Annotated in this window: 23 protein-coding genes and 1 tRNA gene; 12 read left to right on the top strand and 12 right to left on the bottom strand. The window is 63.4% G+C overall.

All coding sequences use genetic code 11. The features are described from left to right. Positions 1-362: 362 nt before the first annotated feature. Positions 363-2,201 carry a M3 family oligoendopeptidase gene (locus EN859_RS16460; RefSeq protein ID WP_189502013.1) on the bottom strand — a complete coding sequence of 613 codons (1,839 nt, stop codon included), beginning with the start codon at positions 2,199-2,201 and terminating at the stop codon, positions 363-365. Positions 2,202-2,359: 158 nt separating this feature from the next. On the opposite strand from EN859_RS16460, the gene EN859_RS16455 reads away from it, so the two are divergent. The 3 genes from EN859_RS16455 to EN859_RS16445 all read left to right on the top strand — a co-directional run bounded on the left by EN859_RS16455 (position 2,360) and on the right by EN859_RS16445 (position 6,308). Continuing rightward, positions 2,360-3,913, top strand: a complete 1,554-nt coding sequence (locus EN859_RS16455) for a sigma-54 dependent transcriptional regulator (RefSeq protein ID WP_127853942.1) — start codon at positions 2,360-2,362, stop codon at positions 3,911-3,913. A gap of 379 nt (positions 3,914-4,292) precedes the next feature. Then, entirely contained in the window at positions 4,293-6,098 is a 1,806-nt protein-coding gene (locus tag EN859_RS16450; protein ID WP_127853941.1) for a DUF882 domain-containing protein, read from the top strand. 136 nt (positions 6,099-6,234) lie between these two features. Continuing rightward, positions 6,235-6,308 (top strand) — tRNA-Gln (locus tag EN859_RS16445). Between the two features lie 45 nt (positions 6,309-6,353). Here the strand turns inward: EN859_RS16445 and EN859_RS16440 are convergent. After that, positions 6,354-6,992: a 2-dehydro-3-deoxy-phosphogluconate aldolase gene (locus EN859_RS16440; RefSeq protein WP_127853940.1), complete on the bottom strand. Its 639-nt coding sequence runs from the start codon at positions 6,990-6,992 to the stop codon at positions 6,354-6,356. A 158-nt stretch (positions 6,993-7,150) separates the two neighbouring features. Between EN859_RS16440 and EN859_RS16435 the strand changes: the two genes are divergently transcribed. Beyond that, on the top strand, positions 7,151-8,074 hold the full coding sequence (locus EN859_RS16435; RefSeq protein WP_189502011.1) for a rhodanese-related sulfurtransferase: 924 nt from the start codon (positions 7,151-7,153) through the stop codon (positions 8,072-8,074). A gap of 4 nt (positions 8,075-8,078) precedes the next feature. Here the strand turns inward: EN859_RS16435 and EN859_RS16430 are convergent, their stop codons facing one another. Beyond that, complete coding sequence (locus EN859_RS16430; protein WP_127853939.1) at positions 8,079-8,438, bottom strand: nuclear transport factor 2 family protein; 360 nt, start codon at positions 8,436-8,438, stop codon at positions 8,079-8,081. Between the two features lie 200 nt (positions 8,439-8,638). On the opposite strand from EN859_RS16430, the gene EN859_RS16425 reads away from it, so the two are divergent. Beyond that, entirely contained in the window at positions 8,639-9,385 is a 747-nt protein-coding gene (locus EN859_RS16425; RefSeq protein ID WP_127853938.1) for a tellurite resistance TerB family protein, read from the top strand. Between the two features lie 259 nt (positions 9,386-9,644). Beyond that, positions 9,645-10,400, top strand: coding sequence for an SDR family oxidoreductase (locus tag EN859_RS16420; protein WP_127853937.1), 756 nt, complete (start codon positions 9,645-9,647; stop codon positions 10,398-10,400). A gap of 36 nt (positions 10,401-10,436) precedes the next feature. Here the strand turns inward: EN859_RS16420 and EN859_RS16415 are convergent, their stop codons facing one another. After that, positions 10,437-11,621, bottom strand: a complete 1,185-nt coding sequence (locus tag EN859_RS16415; protein ID WP_127853936.1) for a pyridoxal phosphate-dependent aminotransferase — start codon at positions 11,619-11,621, stop codon at positions 10,437-10,439. An 83-nt stretch (positions 11,622-11,704) separates the two neighbouring features. Here EN859_RS16415 and EN859_RS16410 point away from each other — a divergent pair, with 83 nt between their 5' ends. The 4 genes from EN859_RS16410 (at position 11,705) to denD (ending at position 14,618) form a co-directional block, all read left to right on the top strand. Then, on the top strand, positions 11,705-12,391 hold the full coding sequence (locus EN859_RS16410; RefSeq protein WP_127853935.1) for a GNAT family protein: 687 nt from the start codon (positions 11,705-11,707) through the stop codon (positions 12,389-12,391). A 12-nt stretch (positions 12,392-12,403) separates the two neighbouring features. Continuing rightward, the gene (locus EN859_RS16405; protein ID WP_127853934.1) at positions 12,404-13,384 is read left to right on the top strand and encodes a cation diffusion facilitator family transporter; all 981 of its coding nucleotides are present in this window, start codon (positions 12,404-12,406) and stop codon (positions 13,382-13,384) included. A gap of 63 nt (positions 13,385-13,447) precedes the next feature. Then, positions 13,448-13,654 (top strand): hypothetical protein, encoded by a 207-nt coding sequence (locus tag EN859_RS16400; RefSeq protein WP_127853933.1) that lies wholly within the window; start codon positions 13,448-13,450, stop codon positions 13,652-13,654. 1 nt (position 13,655) lies between these two features. After that, positions 13,656-14,618 carry a D-erythronate dehydrogenase gene (gene denD, locus EN859_RS16395; RefSeq protein WP_127853932.1) on the top strand — a complete coding sequence of 321 codons (963 nt, stop codon included), beginning with the start codon at positions 13,656-13,658 and terminating at the stop codon, positions 14,616-14,618. On the opposite strand, the gene EN859_RS16390 is transcribed toward denD, so the two are convergent. The 4 genes from EN859_RS16390 to EN859_RS16375 all read right to left on the bottom strand — a co-directional run bounded on the left by EN859_RS16390 (position 14,615) and on the right by EN859_RS16375 (position 18,610). Next, the gene (locus tag EN859_RS16390; protein WP_127853931.1) at positions 14,615-15,757 is read right to left on the bottom strand and encodes a nickel/cobalt transporter; all 1,143 of its coding nucleotides are present in this window, start codon (positions 15,755-15,757) and stop codon (positions 14,615-14,617) included. The two genes, denD and EN859_RS16390, sit on opposite strands and share 4 nt — an antisense overlap. After that, complete coding sequence (locus tag EN859_RS16385; RefSeq protein ID WP_127853930.1) at positions 15,754-16,422, bottom strand: DUF1007 family protein; 669 nt, start codon at positions 16,420-16,422, stop codon at positions 15,754-15,756. The genes EN859_RS16390 and EN859_RS16385 overlap by 4 nt, the downstream gene beginning before the upstream one ends. An 87-nt stretch (positions 16,423-16,509) precedes the next feature. Then, on the bottom strand, positions 16,510-17,409 hold the full coding sequence (locus EN859_RS16380) for a LysR family transcriptional regulator (RefSeq protein WP_127853929.1): 900 nt from the start codon (positions 17,407-17,409) through the stop codon (positions 16,510-16,512). 1 nt (position 17,410) lies between these two features. Further along, positions 17,411-18,610 carry an amidase gene (locus EN859_RS16375; RefSeq protein WP_127853928.1) on the bottom strand — a complete coding sequence of 400 codons (1,200 nt, stop codon included), beginning with the start codon at positions 18,608-18,610 and terminating at the stop codon, positions 17,411-17,413. Between the two features lie 540 nt (positions 18,611-19,150). On the opposite strand from EN859_RS16375, the gene odc2 reads away from it, so the two are divergent. After that, entirely contained in the window at positions 19,151-20,284 is a 1,134-nt protein-coding gene (odc2, locus tag EN859_RS16370) for an ornithine/lysine decarboxylase (RefSeq protein ID WP_127853927.1), read from the top strand. 274 nt (positions 20,285-20,558) lie between these two features. Then, positions 20,559-21,122, top strand: a complete 564-nt coding sequence (locus EN859_RS16365) for an N-acetyltransferase (RefSeq protein ID WP_245525592.1) — start codon at positions 20,559-20,561, stop codon at positions 21,120-21,122. A 58-nt stretch (positions 21,123-21,180) separates the two neighbouring features. Here the strand turns inward: EN859_RS16365 and EN859_RS16360 are convergent, their stop codons facing one another. From EN859_RS16360 to EN859_RS16345, 4 genes are all read right to left on the bottom strand, one after another. Then, positions 21,181-21,465 carry an SCP2 sterol-binding domain-containing protein gene (locus EN859_RS16360; protein ID WP_127853926.1) on the bottom strand — a complete coding sequence of 95 codons (285 nt, stop codon included), beginning with the start codon at positions 21,463-21,465 and terminating at the stop codon, positions 21,181-21,183. Positions 21,466-21,694: 229 nt separating this feature from the next. Further along, positions 21,695-22,216, bottom strand: a complete 522-nt coding sequence (locus tag EN859_RS16355) for a hypothetical protein (RefSeq protein ID WP_127853925.1) — start codon at positions 22,214-22,216, stop codon at positions 21,695-21,697. A 34-nt stretch (positions 22,217-22,250) separates the two neighbouring features. Further along, positions 22,251-22,676: a hypothetical protein gene (locus tag EN859_RS16350; protein WP_127853924.1), complete on the bottom strand. Its 426-nt coding sequence runs from the start codon at positions 22,674-22,676 to the stop codon at positions 22,251-22,253. A gap of 7 nt (positions 22,677-22,683) precedes the next feature. Then, positions 22,684-23,217, bottom strand: coding sequence for a rod-binding protein (locus EN859_RS16345; protein WP_127853991.1), 534 nt, complete (start codon positions 23,215-23,217; stop codon positions 22,684-22,686). Between the last annotated feature and the right edge of the window lie 243 nt (positions 23,218-23,460).

The following is a 23,460-nucleotide window of genomic DNA, read 5'->3' as shown; positions in this document are numbered from 1 at the left end:
ATGACCTTGGCGCAAGGACCATTCAATAGCGGTTCCGCGTTCGCGGAACAGTCGTCTTCACCTCGATCCGTCGGCGATCGGCTTTGTGCCATGCCGATGGCCACTTTCGCATTCGCCGAAGCGCCATGACTGACCGAGATTTTCTGGCCTGAGCCGCGCGCCCGGCTGAGCTTGAGACGAGACGCTACCATACAGCTTACAGAAAGCTAACGGAAAAATTCCACGGAGAGTTATTCAAGAACAAATATTTACGGCAAGAATAGAACGGTCTCAATATGCATTCCGGCTAAACTGTTCTGTCAAACCCGCGGTTTCGATCAGATTAATAGGCGCTCCCCCTTGGGCCGCACACCGGACGCGTGTCACTTGTCCAGCGCTTCCAGTTCGTCGATCAGGCCGCCGATCACGCCAAGCCCGATCTGCCAGAAGGCTGGATCGGTGGCATCGAGGCCGAACGGCGCCAGAAGCTCCGAATGATGCTTGGTGCCGCCGGCGCGCAGCATCTCGAAATACTTCTCCTGAAAGCCGCGCTCGGCATTCTGGTAGACCGCGTAGAGCGAGTTCACCAGGCAATCGCCGAAGGCGTAGGCATAGACATAGAAGGGCGAATGGATGAAGTGCGGGATGTATGTCCAGAAGACCTCGTATCCGTCGCGCAGCTTGATCGCCGGCCCGAGGCTTTCGGCCTGCACTTCGAGCCAGAACTGGCCGAGCCTGTCGGAGGTCAGCTCACCGTTCTTGCGCTCGGCATGCACCTTGCGCTCGAATTCATAAAAGGCGATCTGGCGCACGACGGTGTTGATCATGTCCTCGACCTTCTGGGCGAGCATGGCCTTGCGCTCGCGCTTGTCGGTGGTCTGGTCGAGCAGCGAACGGAAGGTCAGCATCTCGCCAAAGACGGATGCCGTCTCGGCCAGCGTCAGCGGTGTCGAAGCCATCAGCGCGCCCTGGCCGCCGGCCAGCACCTGATGCACACCATGGCCGAGCTCATGCGCCAGCGTCATCACATCGCGCGGCTTGCCCATGTAGTTGAGCAGCACATAGGGATGCGCCGACGGCACAGTCGGATGCGCGAAGGCGCCGGGCGACTTACCCGGCCTGACCGGCGCGTCGATCCAGTTGCGGTCGAAGAACGTTCTCGCGATCTCCGCCATGTCGGGCGAAAAGCGCTGATAGGCCGAGAGCACCGTGTTCTTGGCATCGTCCCAGCGGATGACCGCCTGCGGGGTTTCGGGAAGCGGCGCGTTGCGGTCCCAGTGGTTCATCACCTCCATGCCGAGCCAGCGTGCCTTCATCGCATAGTAGCGGTGCGACAGGCGCGGATAGGCGTCGCGGACGGCGGACGCCAGCGCATCCACAACGCTGCGCTCGACGCGGTTGGCGAGATGGCGTGAATCGGCGATGTCCTCGAAGCCACGCCAGCGGTCGGAGATCTCCTTGTCCTTGGCCAGCGTGTTGGTGATCAGCGTGAAGGTGCGCAAATTCTTGCGGAAGGTTGCGGCCAGCGCTTCGGAAGCCCGGCGGCGCACCTCGCCGTTGGCATCCTGCAGGCGGTTCAGCGCCGGCTCCAGCGTCAGCTCCTCGCCGTCGACATCGAAGCGCAGGTCGGTCATCGTCTCGTCGAACAGGCGGTTCCAGGCACCGCGCCCGGTAATCGACTTTTCATGGAACAGCTGCTCGACCCGGTCCTCGAGCTGGTAGGGCTTGTCCATGCGCAGATCGAGCACCCACGGCCGGTAGTGGGCGAAGCCGGCGTCGGCGGCGAGTGCACTCTCGATCGCGGCATCGTCGATCAGGTTCAGTTCGAGCGCGAAAAACAGAAGATGCGCGCTGGCGTCGGTCATCTTCTCCTGGATGTCGCCGTAGAGCTTGGCGCGCTGCGGATCCGATGTATTGCCGGCATAGACCAGTCCGGCATAGGAGACGATGCGGCCGATCAGTTCCTCCAGCGCCTCGTAAGCGGCGAGCGCTTCGCCCAGCCTGCCCGCGCCGCCGCGTCCGGCTTCGGCGGCAAGCGTGCCTTTCCAGCGGGCTTCGAAGCTGGCGGCATCGGCCGCGGCCTTGGCGATGTCGCGTGTCAGCTCGGGCGCCTCCATGCCGGAATAGAGATCGGCGAGGTTCCATTCCGGCAGGTCGCCTAGCTCCGCCGCGCCCTGACCGGATGCCGCTGCTGCAAGCTGCCGACCAAACACCAAGCGCATCAACACACCTTCCGGATCGAGGGGGGAAAGGAAAGCCGGTCAAATCCTAAGGAATTCGTTCACCGGGTTTTTTGAAACCTTGTTTAGAACCCTGTGCCAAGATGATCCATGGGGATTTCGATTCATGGGGATTCTTAGGCGGGAAATTCAAATCAGTCATGACAGGTTCCATACTCATAGTCGATGACGATCCCGTGCAGCGCCGACTGCTCGAGGCGGCTGTGACGAAATTCGGCCACAGCGCGATTATTGCCGATGGCGGCGAGGCCGGTCTCGACACCCTCGACGGGCCCAATGCGCGCGATGTGTCGGTGGTCATCCTCGACCTTGTCATGCCCGGCCTCGACGGCATCGGCGTTCTGAAGGCGATGCGCGAGCGCGGCATCAATGTGCCGGTCATCGTGCAGACCGCGCAAGGTGGCATCGAGACCGTCGTTTCGGCGATGCGCCACGGCGCCTTCGACTTCGTTGTCAAGCCGGCGTCTCCGGACAGGCTGCAGACATCGATCGGCAACGCGCTCAAGGTCGAGGCAATCGAGGACGAGGTGAAGCGCACGTCGCGGCGGCGCGGCGGCCATCTGACCTTCAAGGACCTGATCACCCACAGCCCGGCGATGGACCGGGTGATTCGTCTCGGCCAGAAGGCGGCGGCGTCCAACATACCGATCCTGATCGAGGGCGAGTCCGGTGTCGGCAAGGAACTGGTGGCGCGCGCCATCCAGGGCAGCGGCGACCGGCGCTCGAAACCCTTCGTTACCGTCAATTGCGGCGCCATTCCCGATAATCTGGTCGAATCGATCCTGTTCGGCCACGAGAAGGGCTCGTTCACAGGCGCCACCGAAAAGCATACCGGCAAGTTTGTCGAGGCGCATTCGGGCACTCTGTTCCTCGACGAGATCGGCGACCTGCCGCTCGACGTGCAGGTCAAGTTGTTGCGCGCCGTCCAGGACGGGGAGGTCGATCCAGTTGGCGGCCGTTCGACCGTCAGGGTCGACATCAGGCTGATCTCTGCGACGCACCGCAACCTTTTGCAGCAGGTCAAGGACGGCAAGTTCCGCGAGGACTTGTTCTACCGGCTGAACGTTTATCCGATCTTCGTGCCGCCGCTGCGCGACCGCCGCGACGACATCCCCTATCTGGTCAGGCACTTCATGGAGAGGGCTGCGCCAGCCGACCCGCGCTACCGCCTGCACGGCATCTCGGATGCGGCGCTCGCCATGCTGCAGGCCTATGACTGGCCGGGAAACATCAGACAGTTGGAAAATGCCGTCTTCAGGGCTTCGGTGCTCGCCGAAGGCGACGTGCTGACCGAGGAGGAATTCCCGCAGATCCGGGCGCAGGTGGAAGGCATCGTCAATCTCGATGCGCACGTTGCCTCGCCGCACACCGGCCTTGCCTCGGATAGCTTGCGCGACGACCGTACCGCATCCATCGACGACCGTGTCCTGTCCACCGACAATGGCGCTGCTGCCGATCCTCCGGCTAGGCTGCAGCCTCGCTTCGGCACGCTGCGGGCGCTGGACGAGCGCGGCGATGTGCGCGCGCTCGCCGATGTCGAGCTGGAAATGATCAAGCTGGCGATCGACCACTACAACGGCCAGATGAGCGAGGTCGCCCGTCGCCTCGGCATCGGCCGTTCGACGCTGTATAGGAAGCTCAAGGAATACGGCATCGACCCGGAAACCGGCCGCGTCGACCGGCTCGCCTCCTGACGGCTGCAAGCTCCGGACCAGCTTGCCAGCCTAGCACTAACCGCAAATTGACGACCAACGAGGAGCGCTACGTGCGCCGTGACGACGTACAGTGTCGTTCACGTATTAAGGCTAACGGTAACAGATCGTGTTTCGATCGGGAGCGGAAACATCATCTAAACCAGTGGTTTACCAAGAAACCCTGTGCAATATTTTTGACGGGATATCGCCACGGTGTTACCGCATTTCGACTTCAATAAGCGATGATTAACCATTAGGATCGATATTCGGATGCTGAAGACCACGCATCCGTTTGGGCAAATCCGGGGACAAACGGCAGCCTGCAAGGCCATTTGATTTGAACCAAGTCGAACGACGCGAAATCGGGGGACACTATCACATGAGCGTCTGGCCGAGGTGGCTGGCAGCGGTGATTCTTGCTGTCGGTTTGCTTGCGGCGGCTGCGACCGGGGCCAGCGCCGAGATCCGCTCGCTGAAGCTCTATCACCTCCACACGCAAGAAAAGGCCGAGATCGTCTTCAAGCGCAATGGCCGCTACGATCCGGAGGGGCTCAGGAAGGTCAACATCATCCTGCGCGACTGGCGCCGCAATGAGCCAACCAAGATGGACCCGCGCCTGCTGGACCTGGTCTGGGAAGCCTACCGCGCCAGCGGCGCCACCGACTACATCCAGGTCGTTTGCGGCTATCGCTCGCCGGCCACGAACTCAATGCTGCGCAGCCGCAGCAGGGGCGTCGCCGAGAAAAGCCAGCATATGCTCGGCAGGGCCATGGACTTCTACATTCCCGGCGTGCCGCTGAAAAAGCTGCGCGACATCGGCCTCAAGATGCAGGGTGGCGGTGTCGGCTATTATCCGACGTCGGGCTCTCCGTTCGTCCACATGGATGTCGGCAATGTGCGCCACTGGCCGGGCATCAGCCGCCAGGAACTCGTCAGGGTATTCCCCAACGGCAAGACGCTGCATGTGCCGAGCGACGGCCGGCCGCTGCCGGGATATGAACAGGCGCTCGCCTCCTACAAAGCGCGCAAGGGCGCCGGCGCTCCGGCGATCCAACTGGCAAGCGCAAGCGGCGGCTCCAGAAAGTCCGGCGGCCTGCTGGCTGCCTTCTTCGGCGGCGGCGACGACGAGGCGGACGACAGCGCCGATGTCGCGACTGCAGCACCTTCGCCCAAGCCGAAGACCGTGAAGCCGGCAGCAACAGCGACCGCGAGCGCAAAGAGCAACAACGTTCCGGGAATCGCCATCGTGGCGCCGAAGGATGCGCAGCGTGCGGAGATTCCTCAGGTCGCGGACGCCCAGGACCCGGAGCCGCAACAGGACACGCCGGAGACGATCATCGCGGCATTGCCGGCGCGCAGCATTCCGCTGCCTGATTTCGCGCCGCGGCCAAAAGCCGATGTCGGTCCGCAGACGCCTGAAAATGTTCCGTTTGGCACGGCGGATGCCACCGTCACCGCCGAGCAGACGGTGGCGACAGCGCAAGCCAACATTCCTTTCGGCATGGCTGATCCATCCACCGTTACCGATCCGGCGCAGGTCGCGGTCAACAACATTCCGCTGCCGACCTGGCGTCCGGACCATGCGCTGCCGGCTGACCTTGCGCCGCCGGACAAGGATGTGCTGCTGGCGCTGGCGAACACGGCATCACACGACCAGACCGCTAGCGATGCCTTCTCGGTGCTGCCGTCCGCGCGTCCGGACGAGGTCAAGGCCGTTCTCGAACAAGCCAGCGCAACGACAGCAACCGACGGATATCAGCTCGCCTCGCTCACCATTGCGCCGCGCTCGGCGTTCAACGACCCGTCGGGCGTCGACGCGGCATCGCCGCGCGATGCCGTCGCTACACGCCCGGTCGGTTCCGATCCGGCTTCGGCGATCGGCGCCGGCGTCAAGACGACACGCAAGGCGCCTAGGGCCACCGCCCGCGACCTGAAGCCAGGGCCCAAGCCGGTGGTGGTCGCCGCGGCACCGCAGGCCGCGCGCTGGGCGCTGAACAGCGGCGAATATGTCGCCACCGTTTCGGACGCCACGACGGCGCCGCGCTTTGCCTATAATGCCGTGCACACCCCGCCGAGCGAGGTCTACACCGCCGGCTTCCAGCCGGACAACGGGATGGCCGACGCCCACCGCTTCACCGGCAACGCTGTCAAGTTCCTGTCGGTCGCACGCTTTCAGACCAAGTAAGGGCCTGGCCAGGTAAATCAAAAGCTGCTCGGGACGCCAGCGCGGCTTTTTGCTTTTCATGGCATGCCCAGCAGCCCCACTCCGGCTTGGAGCTGGTTTCGTTTGCGCCGGGATGCTAACAACCGATCTGCATTTCTCCCGCTTCGTCTAATGGTAGGACAGCGCCCTTTGAAGGCGTGAATCGTGGTTCGAGTCCATGAGCGGGAACCAGCCGCCGACCGATGATCGACCACGGCTTTTTCGTGCAGGAAGACCTTACCGCCCGAGCTCGCTCGCAGCGCGCGCCAGGGCTTCGATCTCGTCCCACTTGCCTGCCTTGACCAGATCGTCCGGCGCCACCCAGGAACCGCCGACGCAGATGACGTTGGGCAGGCTCAGATAGTCGGCGGCGTTCTTGCCGGTGATGCCGCCGGTCGGGCAGAATTTCACATCGGCGAGCGGCGAGGCGAATGCCTTGAGCGAGGCGATACCGCCCGACTGTTCGGCCGGGAAGAATTTCAGGAAGCGTAAGCCCGCTTCGCGCGCCGCCATGATCTCGCCTGGCGTGATGGCGCCGGGCAGCAAGGGAACATCGCTGTCCTTCGCCGCCGCCAGAAGCTCGCGGGTGATGCCGGGGCTGACAATGAATTTCGAGCCGGCCGCGGCCGCCTCGCCGAACTGGCTAATATCGAGAATGGTGCCGGCGCCAACTATGGCGCCCTCGACTTCGCCGGCCACCTGCCGGATCGCTTCCAGCGCGTCGGCGGTTCGAAGCGTGATCTCGACCGCCGGCAGGCCGCCGCGGGCCAGCGCACGGGCCAGCGGCACAGCATCGGCGACATTGGTGATCTTCAGCACTGGGATAACCGGCTGGCCGTTGAGGAGCGAAAGGAGCTTTTCGGTCTTGGCTGGCATTCGTCGTCTCTCCGGTATTGATCAGTTCACCCGGTTAGCAGAAGGCCGTTTTTCTGTCCACGAAACGAAGCGTGTCGCGATGTCACGCATGGCCGGCAAGCGGAGCTTCGCTCGCTTTGCCTTGAATCGGCGTACACGAGCGTTTAGTGGCTTCGGCGATGACAATCTCCAATCAACCCTTCCGCGTCGCCGCGCTTTACAGGTTTGCCCGGCTAGAAGCCTTCGATTCGCTGCGCGTGCCGCTCGCCGCCTTCTGCTGCGAGCGCGGGATCAGGGGCACGCTGCTGCTGGCGCATGAGGGCATCAACGGCACGGTTGCCGGCAGCGAAGCGGCGATCGCAGCACTGATCGACCATCTGGAGTCGATCGAAGGCCTCGCCGGTCTCGAGGTCAAGTACAGCAGTGCCGCCGAGATGCCGTTTCACCGCATGAAGGTGCGGCTGAAACGCGAGATCGTCACCATGGGAGTTGAGAACATCGACCCTGCGGCAAGCGCCGGCACCTATGTCGCGCCGGCCGACTGGAACGCGCTGATCTCGGATGCAAACACCATCGTCATCGACACGCGCAACGCTTATGAGGTGTCGATCGGCACCTTCAAGGGTGCGGTCGATCCCGCCACGACCAGCTTTCGCGAATTCCCTGCTTGGGTGGAACAGCACCGGGACGAACTCGACGATCGCAAGATCGCCATGTTCTGTACCGGCGGCATACGCTGCGAGAAGGCGACGGCCTATGTGAAGTCGCTCGGCTTCGAGGATGTGTTCCATCTCAAGGGCGGCATCCTGAAATACCTCGAAGAGGTGCCTGCAGAGGAAAGCCTGTGGCAAGGCGAGTGTTTTGTCTTCGACGAGCGGGTTTCGGTGTCGCACGGCCTGGTCGAAGGGGAGGCAGAACTCTGCCGCGCCTGCCGGCATCCGCTGACTGGAGAAGACCGGCTGTCACCGAAATATGCCGTCGGCGTCTCGTGCCCGCATTGCTTCGATGCCCGCTCGGACGAGGATCGTGCCCGCTACGCCGAGCGCCAGCGTCAGGTCGAGTTGGCGCATGCGCGGGGCGATCGCCGCCATCTCGGAAGCTAGTGAGCTAAGAGACTGAGAACCGATCGATGACCCAAAGCCATGTCCCGTCGCTCTGCCGGCGGGCGACTTCGGTGGTCACGGTGCCATCGGGAAGCCGCGTCGACGTGAGCGCCAGATCTCCGCTGACGACAGCTGGGCGCTGATCTCCGGACTGAAATTTTCGCCCCGTTGCAGTGATCTCCGCAAACAGCGCCCGGATGGCTCGCCGGCCAAGCGTCAACTGTCCCTCACCACTGTCGATGACCGCATGCGGCTCAAAAAGGGCGGCCATTCCGTCGACGTCTCCGGCCCATTGTCGGGCGATCAGCAGGCGCTCGAGATCCTGAGGATCACGCGCCGGCTCACGGCTTGGTTCATCGGTCATGGCGGCACTCCGGGCAATTCAATCGGACCGCGACACTGCTCGAAGCCGAAGCCGATTTCGACACATCCGATTGTAAATCCAGCTGCTGCCGCGCTGGCAAAGCGTGCACCTGTCATTGTAATGTCAATGTGCGGGGCCTACGTCTTCAACGTCCAAAACCTGCCCGTGCATGCTCGGCGGGCTCATTTCTGGAGGTATTGATGTTCGATCCCAAGAAGCTTCTCGACGATCTGCTCGGCTCACAAGTTCCGGGTACCGGCTCCACCGTTCGCGACAAGGCGGGGCAGGCCGTGCAGATGGCCAAGGACAATCCGCTTGCCGCCGGTGCGCTGGCTGCGGTGCTGCTTGGGACAGGCGCCGGCCGTCAGGTCACTGGTACTGCGGTGAAGCTCGGCGGCTTGGCGGTTATCGGCGGCCTCGCCTACAAGGCCTACCAGAACTACAAGAATGGCAGCGCTCCGGCGGAGACGCCGGCCGCCGGCGAACCGGAATTGCTGCCGCCGCCCGCCGATACGGCCTTCCATCCATCACAGGCGCCGCAAGGCGAGGACGAATTCACGCTGACGCTGGTGCGGGCGATGATCTCGGCTGCCAAGGCCGATGGCCATATCGACGACGACGAACGCCAGAAGATCGCCGGCAAGCTCAGCCTCGCGGGCATCGGTCCCGAGGCGGAGAAATTCCTGACGACGGAACTTGAGACGCCGCTGGACCTCGATACGCTGATCGCCGGCGCCAAGACCGACGCGCAGAAACTCGAACTCTACACCGCATCGCGCCTGACCATCGATCCGGACACGCGTACCGAGCGCGGCTATCTCGACCTGCTCGCCGGCCGTCTCGGCCTGCCGGACGCGCTGGTCGACCATGTCGAGGCGACGGTGTCGGCGGCAAAGGTGCCGGTGTCGGACAAGGCGGCCAAGCCAGCCGCCAATTCGCGCTGGTAGGCTTCAAGCGGGAGCGCCGAGAGCCGGAGCCCCAGCGCCCTTTTGCCGTTAACGTCTCGTTAACCCAGGAAGCGCATGATTTTAGGCAGTCGGACCGGCTTTTACTCCTCCCAGGCCCGGTTCAGATCAGGGCGGTCGCTAATGACCGCCCTTTTTGTCGGATGTTTCCTTGATCGGAAACGGTTCGGCCTGCCATAATCTCCAGGATTGCGATGGCACCGCCAAAATCACAGCCTGCTTTTAGTTCAGGATGACCGTCATGACGAGTTATAAAACCGCGATCGTAACCGGCGCCGGGACGGGCATCGGCAGAAGCGTCGCTACGGCTTTGCTCAGAGAGGGCTGGAACACGGTATTCTGCGGCCGCCGCAAGTCGGTGCTGGACGAGGCGATCGCCGATGCAGGGTCGACGCAGGCCAAGGCATTGGCCGTCGCCTGCGATATCAGCAAGGCCGATCAGGTCGACGATCTGTTCGAGACGGTGGTGGCAGCGTTCGGGCGGGTCGACCTGCTCTTCAACAATGCCGGCATGAGCTACAAGTCGACGCTGATCGACGAAATCCCGGTCGAGGCGTGGAACGACATCGTCGGGGTCAATCTCACCGGCTCATTCCTGTGCGCCCGCGCCGCCTTCGGCGCCATGCGCAGGCAGCGGCCGATGGGCGGCCGCATCATCAACAACGGTTCGGTGTCGGCCTATGCACCACGGCCGGGCTCGGTACCCTACACGGCGACCAAGCACGCCATCACCGGACTGACCAAGACGCTGGCGCTGGATGGCAGGCCTTTCGACATTGCCTGCGGCCAGATCGATATCGGCAACGCGTTGACCGACATGGCGCAAGCGATGACGGTCGGTGTGCCGCAAGCCAATGGCACCATCGCCGCCGAAGCGGTGATGGATGTGGAGCGCGTCGCCGACGCCATCATCCACATGGCCAGCCTGCCGCTCGACGCCAATGTGCTGTTCATGACCGTGATGGCGACCAAGATGCCGTTCGTGGGCAGGGGATAGCACTTTACCCTCTCCACTGGTCCTCAACTGGGGCGCTCACTTTGCCAGAAACGCCTCGATCCGCTCCAGCGCGCGCAGGATGTTCTCCTCGGAATTGGCGTAGGAGAGCCTGACATAGCCCTCGCCGAGAATGCCGAAATCGGGGCCGCCGATCAGCGCTACGCCGGCATCCTCGAGCAGCGCCGAGGCAAGTTTCTTGGCCTTCCAGCCGGTTTTGGAAACATTGGGGAAGGCATAGAACGCGCCCTTTGGCGTGACGCAGGAAACATTGGGCAAGGCGTTCAGTCCCTCGACCACGATCTTCCTGCGGCTGTCGAAGGCGCGCATCATCTTGTCGACGTCGTCCTGCGGGCCGTCGATGGCCGCGATGCCGGCATACTGGCTCGGTGCGTTGACGCAGGACCAACAATTGACCGCCAGCTTGCGCACCTTGTCGTAGAGGTGGGCGCTCTTGTCGCCGTTCGGCCAGATCGACCAGCCCATGCGCCAGCCGGTCATCGCCCAGGTCTTCGACCAGCCGTTGAGGATGATCAGCCGGTCGCGGATCTCTGGGAAGCCAAGCAGCGAACAGTGCGTCTCGCCGTCATAGGTCATGACGTCGTAGATCTCGTCGGAGAGGATGGCGACATCCGGGTGCGCCTCCAGCCCCTTGACCAGCTTCTCGATCTCGGCGCGCGGGGTGACGCCGCCGGTCGGGTTGGCCGGCGAGTTGAGGATCAGCAGTCTGGTCTTGGGTGTGATCAGCGCCAGCGTCTCCTCGGCCGAAAAGGCAAAGCCGTTTTCCTCGCGCATCGGCACCGGCACGGGGGCAGCGCCGGTGAACTCGATCATCGAGCGATAGATGGGAAAGCCGGGATCGGGGTAGAGGATTTCCGCGCCCGGTTCTCCGAACATCAGGATCGCCGCGAACATGGTAGGCTTGCCGCCGGGCAGGATCATCACTGCCTCGGGCGAAACCTCGACGCCGGTGGTGGTCAGCGTGCGGCGGACCACCGCTTCGCGCGTCGCCAACAAGCCGTTGGCCGGCGTATAGCCGTGGTGGCCGTCGCGTAGCGCCTTGATCGCCGCCTCGACGATGTGCTGCGGCGTCTTGAAGTCGGGCTGGCCGATGCCGAGATTGACGATATCGCGGCCCTGATGGGCGAGCGCCGTGGCACGAGCCAGCACTGCGAAGGCATTTTCCTCGCCGAGGCGGTCGAAGGCCGAAATCGTGTGGAGCATTTTTCCTGTCCGTGTGGTTCTTTCACCGAGCGTGCGTTTTTGTGAGCGTCGTTTCACAAAAGTCAAATGGATTGGAGCTTTGGGTGTCGGAAAATCTCGAGAATTGGCAACCGCGCCCGCGGCCCGAACGCAAGGTGCTGGAGGGCCGCTATGTCAGGCTTGAGCCGCTGGACGCCGAAAAGCACGGCGACGGCCTGTTCGAGGCATCGTCCGTGCCTGACGTCGATGGCCGCTTCACCTGGCTTTTCGACTACCCGCCGCAGACCCGCGCCGCCTTCCAGCCATGGCTGGACAAGGCGGAAGCCAGCCAAGACCCGCTGTTCTTCACCGTCATCGACAAGGCCAGCGGCAAGGTCGCCGGGCGCCAGACGCTGATGCGCATCGATGCAAACTACGGCGTCATCGAGATCGGCAATATCTATTGGGGTCCGCTGATCTCGCGCAAGCCGGCGGCGACGGAAGCACAGTTCCTGTTCATGAAATATATCTTCGACGAGCTTGGCTACCGCCGCTACGAATGGAAATGCAACAACCGCAACGAGCCGTCGAAGCGCGCGGCGGAGCGTTTCGGCTTCAAGTTCGAGGGCATTTTCCGCCAGCATCTTGTGGTCAAGGGCGAAAACCGCGATACCGCGTGGTATTCGATCATCGACAAGGAATGGCCCGATCTGCGCAGAGCCTATGAGGCATGGCTCGATCCGGCCAATTTCGATGGCGACGGCCGGCAGAAGCGACGGCTTGAGGATTTCCGCGCCGAGTTCGGTGCGTAGCGGAGTTCGCAGATGGCGCACACCCACGACCATGGTTCGCAAGGGCATGATCACAGCCATAGCGCCGGTCATGTGCATGGCTCGACCGACAAGAAGCGTGTGCTGGTCGCAGCCTGCCTGACCGCCGGCTTCATGGTCGCGGAAGCGCTTGGCGGCCTGCTCACAGGGTCGTTGGCGCTGCTGGCCGATGCCGGCCACATGCTCGCCGATTCGATCGCGCTCGGCCTTGCCTGGTATGCCTTTCATCTCGGCGGCCGGCCGGCGACCGTCCGCCTCACCTACGGCTTCGGCCGGGTCAAGACGCTGGTCGCCTATACCAACGGCATCGCCATTTTCGCCATTGCGCTGTGGATCATCTACGAGGCGTGGGGGCGCCTGCTGGCGCCGGAGCCGGTGCTCGGCGGGCCGATGCTGGTCGTGGCGATCACCGGCCTGCTGGTCAACATCGGCTGCTTCTTCGTGCTGCATGGCGGCGACCGCGACAGCCTGAACATGCGCGGCGCCATCCTGCACGTGCTCGGCGACCTGCTCGGCTCGGCGGCGGCCATCGTGGCAGCGCTGGTCATCCTGGCGACGGGCTGGACGCCTATCGATCCGATTCTCTCTGTCCTTGTCTCGCTGCTGATCCTGTCGACGGCCTGGTCGCTAATGCGCGAAGCCGCCCATGTCCTGCTCGAAGGCGTGCCGGCCAGCCTTGATCGCGACCTGATCGCCAAGGACATCGAGGGGACAGTAAGGGGCGTGCGCGAGGTCCATCACATGCATGTCTGGTCGATGGACGGCTCAAGCAACATGGCGACATTGCATGCGTGCCTCAACGAAGGAACTGATGCCCATAAGGCGGTCAGCGCCATCAAGAAGCGGCTTGCCGTCGAACATGGCATCAGTCACACCACCGTCGAACCGGAATTCGGCCAGTGCGCCGACAGCCATGACGAACATGATCACGATCACGAGCACCATTCGGCTCCACATCACGGCCACTATCACTGACGCAGGGAATTCCATGGCATCTGCAGCAATCTTGATGAAAGCCCGTCGCATTGGGAATGCGTGATGGACCGTGACACGCGTAATGCAGCGATCGGCGCTCTCTGGGTGCTGCTGCTGTTCTGCATCGCCGCCTATTATCTGCCGACCGTGATGCTGGCCGTCGGCAACATCTCGACCGTTCTCGCGGGTGTCGTCGCTGCCGTCTTCATGGTGGCGATTTTCGTCGTGTTCTGGCTGCGCGGCCGCAGCCAGCGAAGAAAGGGTGATTGATATGCGTATTCTGATCACTGGCGCGGCCGGCATGGTCGGCCGCAAGCTCATCGCCCGGCTGGCGATGGACGGAACGCTCAGCGGCCGGAAGATCACCGCGCTCGACCTTCACGATATCGTGCCGTCGCAGGCGCCGGTCATGGAAGGCGTCAGCGTCACTGTCCACACCGGCGATCTCGCCGCGCCGAGCGCAACGGCAGGCCTGGTCGCTTCACGTCCCGATGTGGTCTTCCACCTTGCCGGCGTCGTGTCCGGCGAAGCGGAGGCCAATTTCGATCTCGGCTACCGCGTCAATCTCGACGGCACCCGCGCGCTGTTCGATGCCATCCGGCTGGCCGCTTTTGCGCCGCGCGTCGTCTTCACCTCGTCGATCGCCGTGTTCGGCGCGCCGTTCCCGGATGTCATCCCTGACGAATTCCATCCGACGCCGCTGACCTCCTACGGCACGCAGAAGCTGATGGGCGAAGCATTGCTTGCCGACTATACGCGGCGCGGCTTCTTCGACGGCATCGGCATCAGGCTGCCGACCATCTGCGTCAGGCCCGGAAAGCCGAACAAGGCAGCCTCGGGCTTCTTCTCCGGCATCATCCGCGAACCGTTGAAGGGTGAGGAAGCTATCCTGCCGGTGCCGCGTTCGGTGGTGCACACCCATGCCAGCCCGCGCTCGGCGGTGAATTTCCTGATCCATGCGGCTGAGATCGACGGCGCTGCCGTCGGGCCACGCCGCAATCTGACGATGCCCGGCGTTGCCGTCACCGTCGGCGAGCAGATCGAGGCGCTGGAGCGTGTCGCCGGTCCTGAGCCGGTGAAGCTGATCCGCGAGCAGCCCGACGAAACGATCTGGGCGATCGTCAAAGACTGGCCGACCAGGTTCGAGGCGCGGCGCTCAAGGGAGCTTGGCTTTTCAGCCGAAACGAGTTTCGACGAAATCATCCGCGCCCATATCGAGGACGAGCTGGCCTAAACTGTCAGACTCGCCGACAGCAACAGCAGTCCGAACAGGAAGACGAAGGCCGCGCCGCCGATCTCGACGATCGAGTGGATGCGGTTGCCCATGCGGCCATCGCCGGCGAAATACACTGCCCAGTTCTTGGCGGTCACCGCAAGCGTCGCCAGGGCCGAGACCGTGATCGCGGTGCCGAGCGCCATGGTCAGCACCGACAGGATGCCGCCGGTCCACAGCCCGTTGAGCAAGGCAAAGCTGAGAACGATCAGCGCGCCCGAGCAGGGGCGAATGCCGACTGCAGCCACCGCCGACCAGGCCGTGCGCCAGTCGAAACGGTCGCCGGAAAGCAGCTTCGGGTCGGGCGCATGCGAATGCCCGCAAGTTTCGCAGACCTCGCCCGCGGCATGGTCGTGGTGGTGATGATCGTGCGCGCCATGGTCATGGTGGTCATGTGCGTGGGAATGGTCATGTGCCGCATGGTTGTGATCGTCGTGCGCGTAAAGCGCATGGGAATGCGCCGAATGCGAGTGGCCGGCATGCGAATGACCGGCATGGGCGGCCGAGAGGCTGAAGGCAGGGCTCGCGCCGAACAGGCGAAGGATGGCGGAGCCGGCCTTGCGCCACAAAAGCCAGGCGCCGAACAGCGTGACGAAGACATAGCTCATGATTTCGAGGAACCATGCCGCATCGGTCATCGAAACAGCGGTGCCGCGCAGGACGAAATAGGCGAACACCATGACCACGATCGCCGTCAGCGCCTGCAGCAGCGCCGAAACGAAGGACAGCATGATGCCGCGCCGCAGCGCCACTTCGTTGGCCACCATGTAGGACGAGATCACCGCCTTGCCGTGACCGGGGCCGGCGGCGTGGAAAATGCCGTAGGCGAAGGACAGGCCGATGAGCAGCCACAACTTGCTGCCGTCCTGGCGCATCGCCTTCATGGTGCCGGCAAGCGCGTGGTAGAATTCCTGCTGGCGCAGATTGATCCACATCAGAATGTGGGCGAACGGGCCGTTGGCGGTGGGGGCCATTCCGTCGTTGGTGCCGATGCCGAGCGAGCTCTGGGCGTGAGCGGAGCCGAGGAAATGCGACGTTATAAGGGTGAGGACGACAAGGCCTAATGCCAAACGCAGGGACGGTTTCGTCACCGGATCTATCCTTCTGGTTGACAGGTCAGTTCAAGCTTGGTGGCGAAGATTTTGCTCATGTCGGTGCCTGTCGGATCGTTGAAGAAGGCTTGCGTCAGGGTCTTCTGGTTCTCGGCGATCGCCTGGTCCGGATCCGGACGAATGACCTTGCTCGTGCATGTCGACGGCAGGCCCTCGACCTGCAGATTGGCATCCTCGGTGAAATCGATCGCTGTGTAGAAGGTCGGATCGTAGACGCCGATATCGATCTTGCCGGCCAGCTTGATCGGCTGCTTTGGCTCGGACTCGAACAGGATGATGAGCTGGTCGTTGTCGAAGTTGGCCATCAGATGCGGGGGCGGCGTCATCGGCACGTCCTTGCCGTCGACGGTGACGAGCTGGAAATAGTTGAACTCCGCCAGCGAGGCATGGACCGTGTCGGCGACTTCCTTCAGCTCCTTGTCGTCGAGCTTGAGGTCGGAATTCTTATCGAACTCCATCATCACCGTACTGGAGAACAGGTCGTCGAAGCGCCAGAGATGGCGCAGCGTCTTCACGGTTTGGTGATCCGGGCTGAGGATCACGTCAAGGCGGGCTTCGGCGAAGACATGGGGATGCACCTCCGCGGGTTCGACTGCCGCAAATGTTGTCGCCATGGCAGAAGCCATCATCGTTGCTAGCCGTTTTGGGTGCATTCTCGGTCGCGAATCCATCGACTTCGGTGAATGTCGAGAGTTACCAGAAAGGGGGCGAAAATGGGACCGCAGCAGGGCTGAAACGCATTACGCGGATTCAAGCGTCTTGAACCACTGCACCAGGAAGTCGACGAAGACGCGAACCTTCGCCGGCAGATAGCGCCGGTGCGGGTAGACGGCGAAGATGCCGCCGCCCGACAGGATGCGGTCATCGAGCGCAGTCACCAGCCGGCCGTTTTCGATGTCGGGTGCGGCGATGAAATCCGGCAGGATGGAAAATCCCAGACCCGCCACGGCGGCCGCCCGCGCTGCCATCGGGCTGTTGACCTCGATCGGACCGGACACCGAAACGCTCACCGTATCGCCGCTGTCGCCTTTGAACGGCCAGTTGGTCATCCAGCGGCCGTTGGTGTCGATGATGCACGGCACGCGGCCGAGGTCCTGCGGCCGCACTGGCATGCCGTGCTTGGCGATCAGCTCGGGAGACGCGCATAGCCGCACCGAAAACGGCGCCAGGCGCCTGGCGATCAGCGAGGAGTTCTCCAGCCGCGAGATACGTACAGCGAGATCGAAACCTTCCTCGACCAGATCGACGAAGCGATCGTCGAGATGGATGTCGAGCACGATGTCGGGATGCTGCTTGGCGAAGTCGATCAGCGACTGGCCGATCGGTGCGTCGGCGAAGGTGCGCGGCGCCGAAAGCTTGATCCTGCCGCGCACGTCGCCGGAGGATTCGCGCACCGCATCGGCGAGGCTGTCGACCTCGCGCACGATTTCCGAGGCGCGGCGATAATAGGTGTGGCCCGCCTCCGTCATCGAGAACTGCCGTGTGGTACGGTTGAGCAGCAGCGCGCCGAGCTCGTCTTCCAGCTCGCGCACATATTTCGACAGCAGCGCCTTGGAGCGGCCGATCTTGCGCGCGGCGGCTGAAAAGCCCTCGGCCTCGACCACGTCGATGAAGGCGCGCATGCGGGTCAGCGTGTCCATGTCATGCGCTCCTTTGACGGTTGGCCAAGATGCGTGCAGCAAGCGCAACCAGCTGCCGGTCGCTGTTTTTCGGTCCCAGCAGCGAGAGGCCAAAGGGCGCGCCGTCGACCTGGCCCAGCGGCAACGTGATCTGCGGAAAGCCGGACAGGCCGGAAAGGCATAGCAGTCTCAGCGCTCGTTCGCGCCAGATCTGCAGATCGTCGAACGAAGCGGCCTTCAGCGGTGCGGCGCCCGGCACGGTCGGCAGCACGATGACGCCGTCGTCGTCAAGACGGTCGGCGAGTTCGTGGCGGAAGGCGTCGCGCCGTTCGGCTTCGCATCGTGCTGTCGCCGCATCGATGGTCGCGCCGTGCTCGAAGCGCTCCTTGACGCCGGGTCCCAGCATCCGGTCACCCTCGGAGATCCAGGCGCCATGGCTTTGCCAGGCTTCATAGCCCTGCAGTTTGCGGAAGCACCAGTAGAGATCGTCGATGGAATGCGACAGCGGGCTTGCTGCCTGCGGTGCGCCGATCACCGAAGCGACATTCTGGACCATGCCGCGATATTCATCGGCCTCCTTCGGGCCGAGCACGAGCGCGTCCAGCACGTCGAGCGCAAGCGGACGCTGCAATTCGTGGCGGTGCAAATCGTCGCCGAGAAGCACGGCGCCGACCTTGTCATAGATGACCATATCCCTGGCAAACCATCCGAACGTGTCCAGGGAAGGAGCCAGCGGCATGGTGCCGTCGAGCGAGATGCGGCCATGCGTGGTCCTGAGGCCGATCAGGCCGCAGAAACTTGCCGGGGCGCGGATCGAGCCGCCGGTGTCGGAACCGATGGCGATGTCGGCAAATCCGCCGGCGACCGCGGCAGCGGAGCCGGAGGACGAGCCGCCGGTGACGCGGCCCGGTGCTGCCGGATTGACCGGCGACGGGAAATGCGCGTTCAGACCCATCAGGGAAAAGGCCAGCTCGTCGGTCTGCGTCTTGCCGACGAAGCGCGCGCCCGAATCAAGCAGCGCCTGGATGGCCCGCGCGGTTGCCGAGGCAGGCGAAGTCTCCCGATATCTTTGCGGATTGCCGCAGCCGGTGCGGTAGCCGGCCATGTCATAGATGTCCTTGACGGCCAGCCGCAAGCCGGCAAGCGGGCCGGATTGCACGTTGGCAACGGCGATCTGGTCAACGTCGAGAAAAGCGTTCAGCGGGCCGCGAGTGCCTGTCATTCGTTCGATATCCGGATACAGCTGCAGCAGCATTGTTCGGTGCCAAAAATTTTACAACCTGCGATACGATTTTTATTGATTGTGAAACCCTTCGCTCTTATATCGCGCTTGCCCAAAGTCGCACGTGCCTGTGGGTGTCCGCCGATCCTCGAATGGTGAGGGCAATCGGTAAGGTAACTGGAGCCAACCCCTCCAGTCGGTTTAGCGGCCAACCGCCAGACCGAGGACACCTTGAAGCAACGACGGTGCGGGCCTTTCTGGTGTTCTGCCGGTTGTCCAAAGACCGGGGTTACTGAAGAGGCACACCTTCATTGCCGGCAGTGCGGATGGTCTCCCATCCAAGCCAAGGCAGACAAAGCGAACCGAAGCCGGGCAAGGCCAAGGTTCATCGCCGCGAGACGGCGCTTCATGGGTCCGGGGTCTCCACCGGCTGGTTCCATGGATTTTCGTCCCGCCTTTGTCCACCGCGTGTTCGCGAGGCCGACGGCCTGCGTCTCGCAGCCTTTGTGCACGCCGAAAGGCGTGATTGGAGAGACCCCGATGGCTACCCAGCGCATCCTTGACTTCCTCGCCACCCGACGCCCGAACGGCCCCTGCCTGGTCGTCGACCTCGATGTCGTGCGCGACAATTTCCGCGCCTTCGAGAAGGCGCTCCCCGATTCGAAAATTTACTATGCGGTGAAAGCAAACCCGGCGCCGGAAATCCTGCGCCTGCTTGCTGCGATGGGCTCGTCCTTCGACACCGCTTCCGTTGCCGAAGTCGAGATGGCGATGGACGCCGGTGCGCCGGCGGACCGCATCTCCTTCGGCAACACCATCAAGAAGGAGCGCGACATTCAGCGCGCCTACCAGCTTGGCATCCGGCTATTTGCCGTGGACTGCGTCGAGGAGGTCGAGAAGATCGCCCGCGCAGCGCCAGGCGCCCGCGTGTTCTGCCGCGTTCTGACTGACGGCGAAGGCGCCGAATGGCCGCTGTCGCGCAAGTTCGGCTGCGTGCCGGCGATGGCGGTCGACGTGCTGCGCCATGCCAGGGCGCTGGGCCTCGACGCCTATGGCGTGTCGTTCCATGTCGGCTCGCAGCAGACCGACCTGACGGCCTGGGACCGTGCGCTCGGCGATGCCAAGCAGGTGTTCGCCACGCTGGCCGAGGAAGGCATCGTCCTGAAGATGGTCAATATGGGCGGCGGCTTCCCGACCCGTTACCTCAGGGACGTGCCGGTGGCGCAGGCCTATGGCCAGGCGATCTTCTCGGCGCTGCGCAAGCATTTCGGCAACGCGCTGCCCGAGACCATCATCGAGCCGGGCCGCGGCATGGTCGGCAATGCCGGCGTCATCAAGTCCGAGGTCGTGCTGATCTCGAAGAAAGCCGACAACGACAATGTGCGCTGGGTTTTCCTCGACATCGGCAAGTTCGGCGGTCTCGCCGAGACGATGGACGAGGCGATCCGCTACCCGATCGTCACCCGGCATGACGGCAGCGAGACCGCACCCTGCGTGCTCGCCGGGCCGACCTGCGATTCGGCCGACGTGATGTACGAGAAGACGCCGTATCCGCTGCCTCTGTCGCTGACCATCGGCGACGAGGTGCTGATCGAGGGCACCGGCGCCTATACGACGACCTACGCCTCGGTCGCCTTCAACGGCTTCGAGCCTCTCCGATCTTACGTGATCTGACGGCTCGCCAAGAGCCGGTCAGATCACCCGGTGCGGGCGATGAGATCGCCCGCTTCGGTTCGCCTGTGGAACAATCCGCTCGTGAAGGATCGCGGAAATGGACGTTGTAAATTTCATTGAAGGCGCTGCGCAGCGCGATTGGCCGATCTCCCCCCTTGAGGGGGAGATGGCCGCGAAGCGGCCAGAGGGGGTCGGTTCGGCTGCCGCAACTTCTCTTGGACTGTGTGGGGCCGGCGCTTCACGCGCGGCGACCCCCTCTGTCGCCTCCGGCGACATCTCCCCCTCAAGGGGGGAGATTGCTGGCGCCGTCGTCATCACCGCCGAAACCGCCGCCGATGTGGCGACGCGCGAGGCCTTGCTCGATCGTGCCATGGGGCCAAAGCGCCGGAAGAAGTCATCGGAAAAGTTGCGTCGCGGCCGCCGGCCTTCGGAAGGCCTCGCCTTTGTTGCGCGCGACGCGTCGGGCGTCGTCACGGGCACCGTACGGCTGTGGGATGTGGTGCTGGGCGAGGGCGGTCCGGCGACCCTTTTGCTTGGCCCGCTTGCCGTCGACCCGGCCATCAAGAATGCCGGTATCGGCTCGGCGCTGATGCGCCACGCGGTTGCAGAGGCCGCGCGCCTTGGCCATGCCGCGATCCTGCTCGTCGGCGACGCGCCCTATTACGAGCGTTTCGGCTTTTCTTCGGCGAAGACCGGTTCGCTCGCCATGCCGGGGCCGTATGAACGGCACCGCCTGCTAGCGCTGGAACTGACGGAAGGCGCGCTCGACGGCGTGCAGGGCACGCTGAAGGCTGCGGGGCGCAAGCTGAAGGCGCAGACGCTACCGCTCGTCGCCTGATGGACCGAAGCCAAAACGCCGCCCATTGGGCGGCGTTTTGTTTCCATCCGTGAGTGGATCAGCCGAGCAACTGGCTGAGCGCCATGGCGACCGTCATGTCGCCTTCGACCTTTATCTTGCCGGACATGAAGGCCATGGTCGGGTTGAGATCGCCGGCAATCAGCGAGTCCAGATCGTCGAGCGAAAGTTTCACGGTGCAGTCGGTCGCTGCATCGGTGGTCGAGACGGTTGCGCCGTCGATGACGATGACGCCGTCGCTGCCGGTGTCGAACTTCACCGAATGCTCGAACCCGGCGCTTGCCACTCGCGACCTCATCCTGTCGGCAATCTCCTGAACGCTCATTGCTGTTCTCCTCGTCCTGTTGCGTTGATGCGCGTCGGTGCCTCGCCTTGGCCGGCGTCGCTGCCTTGCGCGTGTCGCGATCACGGTCGCTGGCCGGATATAGCTTCGGGTTGACGTTTACGTCAACGCGGTTGCCATGCGTCATCTCGTTTCAGCTGATGGACAAATCGATCGAGGCCCATGGCAGGGCAGGCAGACTATTTGTAGCCGGTCTACCCCCTATGGGTGGTCAATGTTGCTTGGATGTCTTGGTCATTTCCGTCGCCGTCGCGCCGGCGCCGTCACGGTGGCGCATGGCATTGTCGCGGATTTCGTCCTTGGTCAGGAAATTGACCTGGTCGATCAGCACCTCATGCACCAGGTCGGCGCCGACACGGGTGTTGATGGTGTCGCGGATGGCGGCGCGGAAAGCGTCGAGGTCGATCGTTTCCTTCTTGGTGAAATCGATCTGCGGGTTGGAATAGAGATAGGAATAGACCTGATCGGTGATCAGCGCTTCGGCCGGGATCGACAGCTTCTTTATCTGCTCCGGCTCGACAGTGTAGACGAGCTTGGTCAGGAAATAGCCGTCGATCCTGGCATCGTGGATCAGCGGCACCGAGATGACCTCGGTCTTGACGTAATCAAGACCGCCCAGCATAGGCTTAGGCGTCTCGCCGACGCCGCGTTCGCCGGCTGCCTGGAACGAATAGAACACCGCGCCGAGCGTGGCGGCGCAGATCCAGATCGCGGCAGCGATGAATTTGATCACCAGGTCTTCCCCTGGGCGATCTTGCCGCTTGGGATCATGCCCTGGCCCATCCGAATTCGCTGGCCGAATAGGTGCCGTCGGCTTCAGCGCGCTGGATGGCGTTCTTCAGCAGATTAGCGACCTCGTTGACGGCGCTAAGATGGGCGAGGATCGCCGCCTCGTTCTTGGCCAGCTTCTGGCGCAGCCGTGTCAGCCCCTCGCGATGCTGCTCCAGGAATTCGGCTTCGTTGGCGCCCTTCATGGCGCGGGTCAGCTCATAGAGGTAGCGGCTCTTGCGGGCGTTCGAGGCCTTGAGGTCGAAACCGGTGTCGGTGCGGATCGCCGCAGTCTCTTCCTCGACCGCTTCCTCGATGCGGCCGATGATGGCGGCGAGGTTTCCAGGCCGCGCGAGCGGGATCGGCGCTTCCGGCGTTGTCGTGCGCGCCGGCAGGTTAGAGGAGAATTCCGAATGGTCGGCCATGAGGATCCTAAATCTTCGTCTCGGTTTCGATCTCGTCGCCGGTCATCGACCGTGCGGCCTTGCGCTGCAATTCCTCGACCAGTGAGGTGGACAGGCGGGTCTGCTGGTCGATCTCGGTCTTTTCCGGTCCGCCCGAAACCGGCCCGACAGGCACCGTGCGCTTGCCGTCGAGATAGTGGTCGGCCAGCAGCGACCTGGCGATGCCGATGCCGCCGCGCTCGGCCATGACATCGGCCAGCCGCTCGGCAAGCTGCGATTTCCACATGTCGCCGGCCAGGCCCTTGCCGTAGACGCCTTCGGTGTCCTTGGGCAGCATGTTCTGGATGAAGGTCTGCAGCACCATCGCCTCGAAGCGCTGGAATTTTTTCGTCGGGTCGGTCGCCTCGGCCTTGTCTGCCGTCGCGCGCGAGAGTGTTGCGCGGGTGTTGACCGAAGCGGCCGTGTCGACCGAAAAGGTGCCGGCTGCGCCGCCGGCCCGTTTCGCCAGGGCTGCGCGGGCGGCCTCGATGCCTGACGGCTCGACGGCGCGGGCAACATCCATAACGATGTCACTAGGTGGAGAGATGGCCAAGAAAGTCCGCCTGTTTGCCGGTTTTGCTTGGCCGGACAATGCCGCAACAAGCTTGTGGCAGGCTTGCGGTGGATGGCGGCAACGACCGACGGGCAGGGCAGACCTTGGTAAGATCGCATTTCCTAAAGGGATTCGTACTGCCCGAGGGATTCCCCTGGGTAGCGGCCCTCGCTTCGAATGTATCCGTGATGACTTTGGCAAGCGCGTCTGTTT

Origin of the sequence: Mesorhizobium sp. M00.F.Ca.ET.216.01.1.1 (assembly GCF_004010325.2) — a bacterium.
Lineage (GTDB): Bacteria > Pseudomonadota > Alphaproteobacteria > Rhizobiales > Rhizobiaceae > Mesorhizobium.
The sequence above is the reverse complement of the archived record's forward strand: the minus strand, read 5'-3'. Positions and strand labels throughout refer to the sequence as shown.